This is a genomic window from Actinomycetospora sp. CA-101289, assembly GCF_050955895.1.
Classification (GTDB): domain Bacteria; phylum Actinomycetota; class Actinomycetes; order Mycobacteriales; family Pseudonocardiaceae; genus Actinomycetospora.
Genome location: NZ_CP192093.1, coordinates 5,843,927 through 5,857,686, shown reverse-complemented (window position 1 = coordinate 5,857,686; position 13,760 = coordinate 5,843,927). Strand labels below are relative to the sequence as shown.

General features: G+C 75.7%; 10 protein-coding genes. All 10 read left to right on the top strand.

Going from position 1 to position 13,760, the window contains the following annotated elements; translation table 11 throughout:
* Positions 1 to 5: 5 nt before the first annotated feature.
* The 10 genes from ACQPX6_RS29135 (at position 6) to ACQPX6_RS29090 (ending at position 13,747) form a co-directional block, all read left to right on the top strand.
* Complete coding sequence (locus tag ACQPX6_RS29135) at positions 6 to 1,100, top strand: hypothetical protein (protein WP_433784272.1); 1,095 nt, start codon at positions 6 to 8, stop codon at positions 1,098 to 1,100.
* Positions 1,084 to 4,410, top strand: coding sequence for an ATP-binding protein (locus ACQPX6_RS29130; RefSeq protein WP_433784271.1), 3,327 nt, complete (start codon positions 1,084 to 1,086; stop codon positions 4,408 to 4,410). The genes ACQPX6_RS29135 and ACQPX6_RS29130 overlap by 17 nt, the downstream gene beginning before the upstream one ends.
* Entirely contained in the window at positions 4,407 to 6,479 is a 2,073-nt protein-coding gene (locus tag ACQPX6_RS29125) for a hypothetical protein (RefSeq protein WP_433784270.1), read from the top strand. Before ACQPX6_RS29130 ends, ACQPX6_RS29125 begins: the two co-directional genes overlap by 4 nt.
* Positions 6,463 to 7,044, top strand: a complete 582-nt coding sequence (locus tag ACQPX6_RS29120; RefSeq protein ID WP_433784269.1) for a hypothetical protein — start codon at positions 6,463 to 6,465, stop codon at positions 7,042 to 7,044. The genes ACQPX6_RS29125 and ACQPX6_RS29120 overlap by 17 nt, the downstream gene beginning before the upstream one ends.
* A gap of 62 nt (positions 7,045 to 7,106) precedes the next feature.
* Positions 7,107 to 8,117: a C40 family peptidase gene (locus ACQPX6_RS29115; RefSeq protein ID WP_433788396.1), complete on the top strand. Its 1,011-nt coding sequence runs from the start codon at positions 7,107 to 7,109 to the stop codon at positions 8,115 to 8,117.
* Positions 8,118 to 8,220: 103 nt separating this feature from the next.
* The gene (locus ACQPX6_RS29110) at positions 8,221 to 8,625 is read left to right on the top strand and encodes a VOC family protein (protein ID WP_433784268.1); all 405 of its coding nucleotides are present in this window, start codon (positions 8,221 to 8,223) and stop codon (positions 8,623 to 8,625) included.
* A 10-nt stretch (positions 8,626 to 8,635) separates the two neighbouring features.
* On the top strand, positions 8,636 to 9,556 hold the full coding sequence (locus ACQPX6_RS29105) for a TIGR01777 family oxidoreductase (RefSeq protein ID WP_433784267.1): 921 nt from the start codon (positions 8,636 to 8,638) through the stop codon (positions 9,554 to 9,556).
* 183 nt (positions 9,557 to 9,739) lie between these two features.
* Entirely contained in the window at positions 9,740 to 11,596 is a 1,857-nt protein-coding gene (dnaK, locus tag ACQPX6_RS29100) for a molecular chaperone DnaK (RefSeq protein ID WP_433784265.1), read from the top strand.
* Between the two features lie 113 nt (positions 11,597 to 11,709).
* A complete protein-coding gene (gene grpE, locus ACQPX6_RS29095; protein WP_433784264.1) occupies positions 11,710 to 12,432 on the top strand; it encodes a nucleotide exchange factor GrpE in 723 nt (240 codons plus the stop codon).
* Between the two features lie 52 nt (positions 12,433 to 12,484).
* On the top strand, positions 12,485 to 13,747 hold the full coding sequence (locus ACQPX6_RS29090) for a DnaJ C-terminal domain-containing protein (RefSeq protein ID WP_433784263.1): 1,263 nt from the start codon (positions 12,485 to 12,487) through the stop codon (positions 13,745 to 13,747).
* Positions 13,748 to 13,760: the final 13 nt, after the last annotated feature.

Below are 13,760 nucleotides of genomic sequence, written 5' to 3'. Positions count from 1 at the left end.
CGCGGGTGCACATCCGCACCGACGACGACGTGTACCGCGTCGACGCCGTCTGGCTCGGCCCGCCGCGGGCGACCTTCCCGTGGCGGGCCCGGTACTCGGCCTACGGCGTCGGCCTGCTCGTCATGCTCGCCGTGATGTTCGTGCAGCGTCGCCTCGGCATCGACCTCGGCTTCTTCTCGGTGGCGTGGGCGCTGCTCATCACGGTCGCGGTGACGCGGTTCGTGTCGCGGCGGATCAACGACGAGCGCCCGCTGCTGGAGTGGCTGACACTGTTCGTCCACGAGCTGCGCGGGCCGCGGGCGAAGCAGGGCACGATCGGCGGCGCGCTGACCACCGGCCACGTCGCCGTGCGCCGCGACCGCCCCAAGCTCACCGGCGCGCCCACCGCCGTCGCGCTGCCGCGCGGCAGCGAGGGCCGGGTCGTCCACCCGACGGTCCGGGCCGGGGCGTCGGAGGAGGACGCCGCGTGGGGCCCGCCCCCGCGCGAGGACGAGGAGGGCGTGGCGAGCGCGGGCTCCCCGCGGGTCGCCGAGCCCCGCGCCGCCGAGCCCGCTCCGGAGCCCGAGCCGCCCGTCGTCCCCGGACCGCGGCGCGCCGAGCGCGACGGCCACCTCACCCCGGACCTCGACGCGCAGGCCGGCGGCGCGCACCGCCGGGCACGGACCGCCGGTACGGCGACTCCTGCGGGTGGCGAGCGTCGGCGGCCCGCGCGTCCGCGCCGCGGCGCCGACGCCGGGTTCGGCCCCCCGGAGAGCGCCGACATCGGCGACCCGGTCCGCGACGGCGCCGTCCGTCCCGCGAGCCTGCCGCCCGCCCCGGACCCGCGCACGGCCGCGGCCGCGGAGGCCTCGGTCGCCGCCTGGACCGGGGGCACGGCCGGCCGCGAGCCGGTCCCGGCCCCCCGCTCCGGGCGCCGCATCGACCGCGCCGGGCGGCCCGACGCCGGCGATCCCGACCGCACCCAGCGGCGTCCCGCGCGCCCGCGCCGCCGGCCGGGGTGGCCCATGTCGAACGAGCCCGCCGGCGGCGACGGCGCGCCCTTCGGCCCGGGCGCGCGCTCGCGCGGCGCGCGGGGGGACGACGGTGCTGCGCCGCGGTAGGGCCCGGCGCGACGGCGGGCCGGCGCCGGAGGCGCTGGAGGCAGGGAGTGCGGGCGAGCGCGCCGGCGGGCTGCGCACGACCCCCAGCACGCCGGCGCGCACGAACGGCCGGCGCGGGCGCTCGCTGACCGGGGAGGCGCCGGCCGCGGGGTACAAGTCGGCGATCTCGCTGCGCGCGATCGACGGCAACCTCGCGCGCACCGCGTCGTCGGTCACCGCCTGGTACCGGCTCGCGCCGCAGCCGTGGAGCTTCCGCAGCGACTCGCAGCGCGAGACCCTGATCCGCCAGATCGCGACGCAGCTCGGGGAGCTGCAGGGCCGCTGGCTGCACGTGCGCGTCACCTCGCGGCCCTACCCGGTGGCGCTGTGGGCGGAGGCGTTCGACCACAACGCCCCCGGCCGGCTGCCCGACGTCCCGGGCTCGCTGAGCTGGGAGTCGTTCCTCGAGGGCGAGCAGCGCCACCTCATGGGCCTGTCGATGTCGGACAAGGAGGTCTTCCTCGGCGTCGAGGTGTCCGGGCGCTCGGTGGTCGACCGCTGGCTCGAGGGCGCGGCGCCACTGCTGGGCCGGCTGGTGCCCTCGGCCGCCACCGCGGAGCTGTCGGCGCTGGAGTCCGAGATCGCGCACGTCGAGGCGCTGGTGTCGCGCCCTGGGCTCGACGCGGTGCCGGCCACCGCGGAGGACATGGCCTGGCTGATGCACCGCTCGTGCTCACTGGGCCTGCCCGCGCCGCGGACGGTGACCCCGGCGTCCGGGGAGCACTGGGAGACCGAGGACCTCGCCGCGTTCACCGACGGCGTCGCCCTGCACCAGGAGCCGTACGCGCCGACCGTGCAGGTGCTGGGACGGTTCGGGACGCAGCCGGTGCAGCGCCACGTCGCGGTGCTGTCGGTGGGGCTCATGGACGGGCTGCGCATCCCCGAGGCCGACGACCCGTGGATGCAGCGCAGCGACCGCCTGCCGTTCCCCGTCGAGTGGTCGGCGCGGGTGTACATCCGCAAGCCCGAGGAGGTCGCGGGCGAGCTGCAGCGCCAGATGGGCAAGGTGCGCAGCCAGATCCGGCACTACACCCACGACCACGACCTCGACCCGCCGATGTCGCTGTCCCGCCAGGCCGATCGGGTGCTGCAGATCGAGGACGAGCTCTCCGGCGGGTTGACGCAGCTCAACACCCGGGTCTACGGCTGGTGGCGCGTCGCGGTCTCCGGGCGTGACGAGGGCGAGGCGCTGACCCGCGCGCAGCAGGTGCTCGACCTCTACCGCCCGCGCGTGGCCATGGAGCACCCCGAGGCGCAGTACGCCTACGCCCGCGAGTTCATCCCCGGCGAGCCGCTGGCGTCGACCGCCTACCGGCGCCGCGGCTCGGTGACCTGGGTGGCCGCGGGCGTGCCGGCCGCGTCGGCGTCGGTGGGCGACCGGCGCGGGGTGATGATCGGCGAGACGTGCACGGCCACCCGCCGCCCGGTGGCGTGGGACCCGTGGATGGCCCAGGAGGTCCGCCGGGCCTCCGGCCTCACCGCGGTGGTCGGCGGGCTGGGCTCGGGCAAGTCGTTCCTCACCGGGCTGCTCGTCTACAAGACGCTGCGCGCCGGGGCCCGCTGGACGGTGCTCGACCCGTCGGGCCCGCTGGCCGAGCTGGCCAAGCTCCCCGAGCTCGCCCCGTTCTCCCGGCACATCCACCTGCTCGGTGCCGACCCCGGCATCCTCAACCCGTACCGCGTGGTGGCCGAGCCGCGCCGCGACCACTTCCTCGACGAGGAGGACCCGGACAAGGCGTGGCGCCGCGAGCGCTCGCTGGCCGCCGCCACCCGGCGCCGCCTGGTGCTCGACGTCCTCACCGGCCTGCTGCCCTTCGACGTGGCGCGCCTGCCCCACACCCGGATCGTGCTGCTGCGCGCGGTCCGCGAGGTCGGCGGCGCCCCGGACCGCGACCCCGGCCAGGTGATCGCCGTCCTGCGCCGCCACGCGCGGGAGGGCGAGGAGCACGCCGACGTCGTCGCCGACTTCCTCGAGGAGCGCCGCGAGCTGCCGCAGGCCGCGCTGCTGTTCCCCGACGAGCACGCTGACCGGCGCGTCGACCCGTGGCTCGGCGAGGAGAACTACCGCCTCACCGTCCTGACGATGCAGGGCATGGCGCTGCCGCGCCCCGGCAGCCCGCGCGAGGAGTGGACCGACGGCGAGTCGCTGGCCGTCGAGCTGCTCAACCTCGCGTCCTGGCTGACGCAGCGCACGATCTACACCGCCGACCGGAACCTGCGGAAGGGCGTCGCGCTCGACGAGACGCACTTCCTGTCGCAGATCCCCACCGGCAAGGTGCTCATCGACCGGCTGGCCCGCGACTCGCGCAAGTTCAACGTCCGCGCGCTGTTCGCCTCCCAGCTCGCCGGCGACCTGCTGCGCGTGCCCGGGTTCGCGTCGCTGGTCAACGCCGTGTTCGTCGGGCGCACCGACGACGAGGAGGCCCAGGCCGAGGCGCTGCGCCTGCTGCGCGTGCCCACCGACGTGGGCTACGAGGAGATGCTCGGGACGCTCTCGCCGCGCCCGCGCCACGACGACCGCCCGGACGACACCCCACGCCAGTTCGTGTTCGCCGACGGTCACGGCGGCGTCGAGAAGATCCGCATCGACCTCGAGGGCCCGCACCTCGAGCACCTGCGCGCGACCCTCGACACCAACCCCGACGCCCGGCGGGTGCGCCCGCTGCCCGCGGGGCCGGTGCCGCCCGAGACCGACGCCGAGCGCACGGGACCGGTGCCGGTGGTGCCCGCGGCGGGGCCCGCGCCCGCCGCGCCGCCGGTCCAGCCCGCCCCGCCCCGGCGCCCGGTCCCGCCGCCGGTCCCACCCGCTGCCGCTCGGACGACACCGCCGCCCCCGACAGCGCCCCCGCCCGGCACCGCCCGCGTCACGCCGGTGACGCCGTCCCGCGACCCCCTCGTGGAGCGGACCGTCGTCGAGGGCACGGTGCTCGACGAGCGCGTCGACGGCCCGGTGGGCCCGCCGGAGCCGGCGCTGCCGCCGGGGCTCGACGACCTCGTCCCCGACCTCGACGACGACCTCGTCGACGACCTCCGGGGCGCCGACCGCGCACCCCGCGAGCCCGAGCCTCCGGGCGACGACGAGTGGGCCGACGCCTGGGTCATGGACGAGGGCCCGAGCACCGGCGACGCCGTCGGCGAGCTGGCCGACGACGACACCGTCACCACGCCCGGCGACCGCGGGCCCGGCGGGCGCCTCCGCGGCGCCGACGGGGCGCCCGACACCGCCGGGTGGGTGGGCGCCGGCCGGCAGGGTCCCGGGACACCGGGGTGACGCTCGCGGTCGTGGTCCTCGCCGCCGCCCTGGTCGTGGGGTGGCGGCGATCGCGGCGCACGCGCACCGCCCCCGCCATCGAGAGCGAAGGCGTCGTCCGCTGCTTCCTGCGCAGTCGAGGCGTCCTTCGCTCCACGGAATGCCGGCGGGGTCGCCGGCGCGCGGCGATGGTCGTGACGTCGCTGGTCACGGGTCTCGTGCTCGTCGGGCTGCCCGCGTCCGCGGCGCCGCTGGACTGCAAGGCCGCGCCCGACCCCGACCGCCCCGGCACCGGGCTCGTCGGCTCGCTCGACCCCGCCCCGCTGGGGATCGGGGCCCCGGGCAGCGTCTACGCCGAGGTCGGCTACGCCGGGCAGGTCTGGTGGACCTACGACCTCGGCTGCGGCCCGGGCGGCGCCCGCGACCCGGCGGCGGCGACCGACACGTGGCTGGGCAACCAGTTCTTCAACATCGCCAAGCTCGTGGTCGGCGGCGTCAACTGGGCGCACTACCTCATCGAGCGCGGTTCGGGGCTGCTGCGCCCGCTCGACGGCGTCGTGCAGGCCGGCACCCAGGCGATGTACACCGCCGTGTTCAGCACCTGGGTGGGGCTGGCGCTGATCGTGCTCGCGGCGATCCTGCTGCTGCTCGCGATGCGCGGCGACCTGTCCCGCCAGGCCCAGCGCGCCGGGATCGCGGTGATCGCCCTGGCGATCGCGGCGGCGGCCTACGCGGCGCCGGTGCGCTGGTCGAGCATGCTCGACGGCGTCCTGCTCGACGGCGTGACCGCGATGCAGCGCGGGTTCCTGGGCCAGGTCGGGGTGGGCGACGCCAACACGCTGCCGACCGTGCTCACCGACCAGATCGTCTACAACAACTGGCTGCGCGGGCAGTTCGGCTCCGCGGAGGTGCCGCAGGCGCGCGACATGGGCCGCGAGCTGCTGCGGGCGCAGACGTTCACCAAGCAGGAGGTCGCCGACGGGCAGGACGGCCAGGCCCAGGCGGACGCCAAGAAGCAGCAGTACACGAGCGTCGCCGACCGGGTGGGCGACCGGTACAGCTACTTCCAGGGTCGGCAGGGCTCGCGGACCGGCGCCGGGATGCTCGCGCTGATCCAGGCCGTGTGCATCGGGCTGTTCCAGCTGATGAGCAAGCTGCTGATCCTCGTCTCGATGTTGATCATCAGGCTACTCGTCATGGTGGCCCCGGCGCTCGCCGTGCTGGCCCTGCTCAAGCCCGAGGTGCTGCCCGCGACGTTGCGCGTGGGCGGGGCGGCGCTGGTGAACACCCTGCTCGTGGGGGCGATGGCCGGCCTGCACTCGCTGATGGTCATCGCCCTGTTCCGGCCCGGCTCCGGCGTCGACACGTGGCTCGCGCTGCTCGTCACCGGGGTCGTGACGATCGTGCTGTGGGCCGTCGCGCGCCCGTTCCGGCGGCTCTCGGCGATGGTGTCGCTGACCCGCGACCAGATGAGCGGCTTCCTCCCGCCCGCCGGGAGCGGCGCGCTGTCGCGCTTCCTGCCGCGCTCGCCGGCGCGCCAGGACGACTGGTGGTCGGAGCGCCGCACGTCGGGCGCGAACGGGGGCGACGGCTGGCGCCCCGAGGGCAGCATCCCGTCGCGGACCGCCGCCACGCCCACCGCGGGCGCCGCGGGGGCAGCCGCCGCGGCCGGCCCCGTGCGGGTGGACAGCGAGCGGGTGGGGGCGGCGTCCACGCACGCGGCCGACCCCGCCGCGGCGCTGGCCGCGCGGGACGGGGCCCGCCGGGCCCTGCCGCGGGGTGCCGCGGGGGCCGGGGACGCCGTGCCCGGCGGGATACCGCGCGGCGACCGCGACGCCACCCCGGCCCGCGCCCAGGTGACCGACGCCGACCGCAGCCTCTACCGCGGGGTCGCGGACGCCGGGAGCGGCGCCTCCGGGCCAGGCCGCCCGGTGCGCGCCGAGCTGGTCGACGGCGCGCCGGTGTACCGCATCTACCGCCCCAGCCGGCCGGTCGGCGCCGGGTCGTCCGGGCTCTCCGGACGGCGGTCCGCGCCGGCCGGGTCCTCGGGGACGTCCGGCGACGGAGGCTCGCGTGCCGATCCGGACTAGGCGCGGGCGCGCGGCGGCCTACCGCGCGCTGTGGGAGTGGCCGCTGCACTCCCCGGCGCGCCTGTTCGTGGTGCTCGCCGTCGCCGTGGCGGTCGTGATCGGGCTGTCGTACCTCGGCGGCGCCGTCGGCAGTCCGAGCCCCGGCGGACGCGCCCTCCAGCCCGCCCCGAGCGCCGGGCCCGGCACCACCGCCCCCGCTCCCGGCGCGCCGCCGGTGACCGAGCTCAGCCCGCGGAGCCTGCCGCTGTCCGACGCCCCGCCGGTGGCCCTCGCCGTCGCGGAGCGCTGGACGCAGGCCTGGGCGACGCACCCGGCCGGGACCACGCCGCAGCAGTGGAGCGCGGGCCTCGCGCCGTACACCACCGACGAGTACCTGGGCGTGCTCGCCGAGGTCGACCCCGCGAACGTCCCGGGGAACGCCGTCACCGGCCCCGCGGTGCCCGTCGAGGTGCGCCCCGAGGCCGTGCGCGTCCAGGTGCCGACCGACGCGGTGCGCCTGGAGCTGCTGCTCGTGCAGGTCGGGCCGGGTGACTGGCGCGTCTCCGGCTACGACCGGGCGTCCTGAGGCCGGCTCGCGTGATCACCCCGCCGCGCCTGCCGCCCGGCTTCCGGATCCTGCGCCTGCTGCTGCCGGTGGCCGCGCTCGCCGGGTTCCTCGTCGTCGTGCTGGCGGCGGGGCTGCTCGTCGTCGGGCAGTTCGTCACCGGCGGCGAGGAGGCGGGCGAGGGCACGACGTGCGAGGCGGGCACCGGCGGTGCGCCGTCGGGCGACGCCCCGCAGACGTCGGCCGAGCTCGACGCGGTGCAGCGCCAGACCGCGGCCACGATCATCGGCGTGGCCAAGGGCATGGCGATCCCGCCGCGCGGCTGGGTCGTCGCGCTGGCCACGGCCATGCAGGAGTCGCAGATGGGCACCGTCGGCATGGACGTCGCGGTGGACCACGACTCGCTCGGCGTCTTCCAGCAGCGCCCGAGCCAGGGGTGGGGCAGCCCCGAGGAGGTCCGTGACCCCGTCTACGCGACGCGGACGTTCTTCGAGCGGCTGCTCACCGTGCCGGGCTGGGACACGATGCCGGTCACCCGTGCCGCGCAGGTCGTGCAGCGCTCGGCGTTCCCCAACGCCTACGCCAAGTGGGAGGCGCTGGCCAACAGCCTCGTCACCGACCTCGCCGGTGTCGCCGGGGCGATCCAGGAGTGCGTGCCCGCGGCCGAGGCCGGGCCGGGTCCCGCGAGCGCCCTGCCGGAGGGGGTGGCGCGCACGGCCATCGAGTTCGCGACCGCCGAGACCGGCAAACCCTACGTCTGGGGCGCCACGGGCCCGGGCAGCTACGACTGCTCGGGGCTGATGCTGCGCGCCTACGAGCGCGCGGGGATCGTGCTGCCGCGGGTGTCGCGCGAGCAGTACCACGCCGGCGCGCACGTCCCGGTCGAGCAGGCGCAGCCCGGGGACCTGCTGTTCTGGGCGTACGACGAGTCCGACCCCGAGACGATCCACCACGTGGCGTTGTACCTGGGCGGCGGGCAGATGATGGAGGCGCAGCAGACCGGCGTGCCGCTGGGCACCCGCGCCGTGGAGTGGGGCGAGGACGAGCTCCTGCCGCTGGCGACCCGTCCGGGCACCGGATCCGACCGCGCCTGAGCGCACCGTCGACAGTTCCCAGCGGTGGGAGAAGGATGCGCGGGCGGAGCCCCGTGGCCGTGTCGTCCCACGGACCTCCCCACCGATGAGACGTGGAGGTGCCGTGCCCGCGACGTCCGCCGGTCCCCGCACCCACGTGCGGATCGCGCGACCGACCGCCGATCTGGCCGCCGCCGAGCGCTTCTACACGTCGGGTCTGGGCCTGACCGTGCTGATGCGGGTGGCGCCACCCGACGTGCCGCCGCCGGGGATCGTGATGCTCGGGTGGGCAGGGGCTGCCTGGCACCTCGAGCTCGTCGGCCACGGCACGGCGCCGCATCCGACGGTCGACGACCTCCTCGTGCTGTACCTGGGCGACGACGTGCCCGGCGACCTCGTGCACCGGTTGGTCGAGGCGGGCGGGCGTCGTGCCGACGCGCACGACCCGTACTGGGACGAGTGGGGTGTCACCGTCGAGGACCCGGACGGCTACCGGCTGGTGCTGAGCACCCAGCGGTGGCCGCACTGACGGCGGCCGCGTGACCACGCCTCCACCCGCCGGCCGCGTCGTCGTCACGGGTGCGCACGGGTGGATCGGCGACCGTGTCGGTGCCGCACTCCGGGCGCGTGGGCGCGAGGTCGTCGGCGTCTCGCGGGACCCGGACACGGCGCGCGCCGGCCGTCCGGAGTGGGTCTGGGTGGGGACGGGACACGACCTCGACGACGCCGTCGCCGAGGCGGGCGCCGTCGTGAACCTCGCCGGTCGCAACGTGTTCGAGCAGCACTGGACGCCGGAGTACGTGGACGCGCTGCGCCGCAGCCGTGTCGACGTCACCGGCCGCGTGGTGCGGGCACTCGCGCGCCACGGACGGCCGGGTGTGCTCGTCAGCGCCAGCGGCTTCACGGTGTGCGGCGACGCGGGGGACGCCGAGCTGGGCGACGACACCCCGGCGTCGCGCGACCTCGTCCTCGGCGACGTGTACGCCGACTGGGAGGAGGCGGCCCGGGACGCCGACCCCGCGATCCGCGTGGTCGTCGCCCGCATCGGTGTGGTGCTGGGCCCCGACCACGGTGCCCTCGACTTCTTCCGTCGCCCGTTCGTCGAGGGGCGCGGCGCCGTCCTCGGCTCCGGCGAGCAGTGGGTGCCGTGGGTCCACGTCGACGACGTCGTCGGGCTGCTCGTCGAGGCGCTCGAGGATCCGCGGTACCGCGGTGTCGTGAACGTCGCCGCGCCCCACCCCGTCCGGCACCGCGAGCTGGCGGCGCAGCTCGCCGACTCCGCCGGGACCTCGTGCGACGCCGTCGAGCCCGCCGAGGCGGTCCGCGAGCGCCTCGGCCCGGCCGCCGAGATGCTCCTGACCAGCCAGCGCATGGTCCCCCGCCGTGCCCTCGCGCTCGGGTACGACTTCCGTCACCCCGACCTCGCCGGCGCGATCGCCGACCTCGTCGGACGCGCCTGACCTTGCCGGACCGGACTTCTTCCCCGGAGTTGAGCGTGTCGGGAACAAGTCCGTGGCACCCTCCGTTGGTCGGGGTGACACAGTTGAGTAGCTGCGGCTCAGGTCTGGGTTGCGAACTCACGGGTTCGGGACATACTTGAGCGCAGAGCACTCATGGACACAGTCTCGAGAGGAGACGTCAGCATGGCGCGAGCGGTCGGCATCGACCTCGGCACGACCAACTCCGTGGTCGCCGTCCTGGAGGGCGGCGAGCCGACGGTCATCGCGAACTCCGAGGGGAGCCGCACCACCCCGTCGGTGGTCGCCTTCGCCCGGAACGGCGACGTCCTGGTCGGACAGTCGGCGAAGAACCAGGCGGTGACCAACGTCGACCGGACGATCCGGTCGGTGAAGCGGCACATGGGCACGGACTGGTCCGTCGAGATCGACGACAAGAAGTACAACGCGCAGGAGATCAGCGCCCGCACGCTGCAGAAGCTCAAGCGCGACGCCGAGGCGTACCTGGGCGAGCCGATCACCGACGCGGTGATCACCGTCCCGGCCTACTTCGAGGACGCGCAGCGCCAGGCCACCAAGGAGGCCGGCCAGATCGCGGGCCTCAACGTCCTGCGCATCGTCAACGAGCCCACCGCGGCTGCGCTGGCCTACGGGCTCGACAAGGGCGAGGCCGAGCAGACCATCCTGGTCTTCGACCTCGGTGGCGGCACGTTCGACGTGTCGCTGCTGGAGATCGGCGACGGCGTGGTCGAGGTCAAGGCCACCAACGGCGACAACGAGCTCGGTGGCGACGACTGGGACGAGCGCATCATCAAGTGGCTCGTCGACAAGTTCAAGAACTCGCAGGGCATCGACCTGTCCAAGGACAAGATGGCGATGCAGCGTCTCCGCGAGGCCGCGGAGAAGGCGAAGATCGAGCTCTCCAGCTCGTCGAGCGCCGGCATCAACCTGCCCTACATCACGGTCGACGCGGAGAAGAACCCGCTCTTCCTCGACGAGCAGCTCTCGCGCGCCGAGTTCCAGCGGATCACCTCCGACCTGCTCGACCGCTGCCGCCGCCCGTTCAACCAGGTGGTCAAGGACGCCGGCATCTCCGTCGGCCAGATCGACCACGTGGTGCTCGTCGGTGGTTCGACCCGCATGCCCGCCGTGCACGACCTGGTCAAGGAGCTGACCGGCGGCAAGGAGCCGAACAAGGGCGTCAACCCGGACGAGGTCGTCGCCGTCGGCGCCACGCTGCAGGCCGGCGTGCTGCGCGGTGACGTCAAGGACGTCCTGCTGCTCGACGTCACCCCGCTGTCCCTCGGCATCGAGACCAAGGGCGGCGTGATGACCAAGCTGATCGAGAAGAACACGACGATCCCGACCAAGAAGTCCGAGGTCTTCACCACCGCGGAGAACAACCAGCCGTCGGTGCAGATCCAGGTCTTCCAGGGCGAGCGCGAGATCGCGGCCTACAACAAGAAGCTCGGCATGTTCGAGCTCACCGACCTGCCGCCCGCCCCGCAGGGCGTGCCGCAGATCGAGGTCAGCTTCGACATCGACGCCAACGGCATCGTGAACGTCTCGGCCGTCGACAAGGGCACCGGCAAGTCCCAGCAGATGACCATCACCGGCGGCTCGGCCCTCTCGAAGGACGAGATCGACCGCATGGTGGCCGACGCCGAGGCCCACGCCGACGAGGACCGCAAGCGCCGCGAGGCCGCCGAGGTCCGCAACCAGGCCGAGACGCTGGTCTTCCAGACCGAGAAGTTCATCACCGACAACGACGAGAAGCTGCCGTCGGACGTCAAGGAGAAGGTCCAGGACGCCGTCGGCGAGCTGAAGACCGCGCTCCAGGGCGACGACACCGAGGCCATCAAGGCCGCGTCGGAGAAGGTCGCCACCGAGTCCCAGCAGCTCGGCCAGGCCCTCTACGCGCAGCAGCAGTCCGAGGGCGGCGCCGCGGGCGCCGCCGGGGCGCCCGGCGACACCGGTGCGCCCACGGACGGGGCCGACGACGTGGTCGACGCCGAGATCGTCGACGACGACAAGAAGCAGTGACCCCCACCGGCGGGGCCACCGGGCGTGCCCGGTGGCCCCGCCGGCCCCGCTCGACACATCACGCCCGACCGGGCCCGCCACCGCGCGGGACCGGTCCTCCCGAGGAGGTCACAGTGCAGGAGCAGGACACCACCGACTCGAGCGTCGGCGGCGTGCCCACCTCCGGCCAGGACATGCCGCCCGGCACCGCGCAGGGCGACGGGGCCACGGACAGCGCCGACGGGGCGACGACGCCGTCGCCCGAGGGCCTCGACGGCCTGCAGGGCGAGGCGCAGGCGGCCGCCGCGGCCGCCGACGCGTCGACGGGCCCCGCCGCGGGTGACGCGACCGCGGCCGGTGCGGACCCCGAGGTCGAGCGCGTCCGCGCCGAGCTCGCCGAGCGCACCGCCGACCTGCAGCGCGTGTCGGCCGAGTTCACCAACTTCCGCCGGCGCACCGAGCGCGAGCGCGAGTCGACGGTGGCGGCCGCGAAGGCCGCGGTCGCCGGCGAGCTGCTCACCGTGCTCGACGACGTCGAGCGCGCCCAGAGCCACGGCGACCTAACCGGCCCGTTCAAGGTGGTCGCCGACCGTCTCACCGAGACGCTCCAGCGCGCCGGGCTCACCCCGTTCGGGGCCGAGGGCGACCCGTTCGACCCGTCGCTGCACGAGGCCGTCGCCAGCGACACGTCGCCGGACGTCGCGGGCCCGACCGTCACCACGGTCATGCGCCGCGGTTACCGCTTCGGCGACCGCGTGCTGCGCGCGGCCATGGTCGGCGTCACCGACTCCGACGGCAGCGCCCCGGCCGCCGGTCCCGGCGAGCCGTCGCAGACGGCCGACGCCGGTACGTCCTGAGAGCACCGTCGCCTGACACCACCCCCTACCCGCGGAAGGAGCAGTCCCGCCGATGAGCGCCCGTGACTGGGTCGAGAAGGACTACTACCGCGAGCTGGGCGTGGCCAAGGACGCCTCCGACGCCGACATCAAGAAGGCGTACCGGAAGATCGCCCGCGAGAACCACCCCGACACCAAGCAGAACGACCCGAAGGCCGAGGCCAAGTTCAAGGCCGCGGGCGAGGCGTACGGCGTGCTGTCGGACCCGGAGAAGCGCCGGCAGTACGACGAGGCGCGCACGCTGTTCTCCGGCGGGCGCTTCGGCGGGTTCGGCGGCGGGCGCGGGGGCGGCGGCGGCACCGCCCCGCCCGGCGGGTTCTCCGGCGGCTTCGACGTCGGCGACCTGTTTGGCGGCGGCGGGCGCAGCGCCGGGGCCCCCGGCGCGGGCGGGCTCGGCGACCTGCTCGGCGGGCTCTTCGGCGGCGGCGCGGGCGCGGGCACCGCGGCGGGACCGACACCCGGCATGGCCGGGACGCGCCCGCGCGAGCAGCGCGGCGCGGACGTCGAGACCGACGTGCGCATCGACTTCGCGGAGGCCGTGGGCGGCACGACGCTGCCGCTGCGCCTGGCCTCGCCGGCGCGCTGCGGCACCTGCGGCGGCAACGGCGCCAAGCCGGGCACGAGCCCCCGCACGTGCCTGACCTGCGGCGGGGCCGGCGTGGTCTCGCGCAGCCAGGGCGCGTTCGCGTTCAGCGAGCCGTGCCGCGACTGCGCGGGCAGCGGCTCCATCGTCGACGACCCGTGCCCCGAGTGCGGCGGCGACGGCGTCAGCACCCGGTCGCGCACGCTCACGGTGCGCATCCCGCCGGGCGTCGACGACGGCCAGCGCATCCGGCTCGCCGGGCAGGGGCAGCCCGGCAGCCGCGGCGGACCCGCCGGCGACCTGTTCGTCGTCGTGCACGTCAACGCCGACGGCGCGTTCGGGCGCTCGGAGCGCAACGCCGACGACCTGACGCTGACCGTGCCCGTCACGTTCCCCGAGCTGGTCGTCGGCACGACGATCACCGTGCCGACGATGGACGGCAAGGTCTCGCTCAAGGTCCCCGCCGGCACCCAGAGCGGGCGCACGCTGCGGGTCCGCGGGCGCGGGGTGCACCGCAAGGACGGGCGCACCGGCGATCTGCTCGTCACCGTCGAGCTGTCGGTGCCGCAGCGCCTGAGCGCCGAGGCCCGGGACGCGCTCGACGCCTACGCGAAGGCCACCGCCGACCACGACCCGCGCGCCGACCTCACCCGGCGCGCCGAGGCCGCCGCACGGAGGGAGACGGCGTCGTGAGCGGCGGGGAGGA

Bases quoted from the DNA above. Each gene is read 5' to 3' on its own strand.
- dnaK (WP_433784265.1), top strand. From the start codon at position 9,740: ATGGCGCGAGCGGTCGGCATCGACCTCGGCACGACCAACTCCGTGGTC.
- ACQPX6_RS29090 (WP_433784263.1), top strand. From the start codon at position 12,485: ATGAGCGCCCGTGACTGGGTCGAGAAGGACTACTACCGCGAGCTGGGC.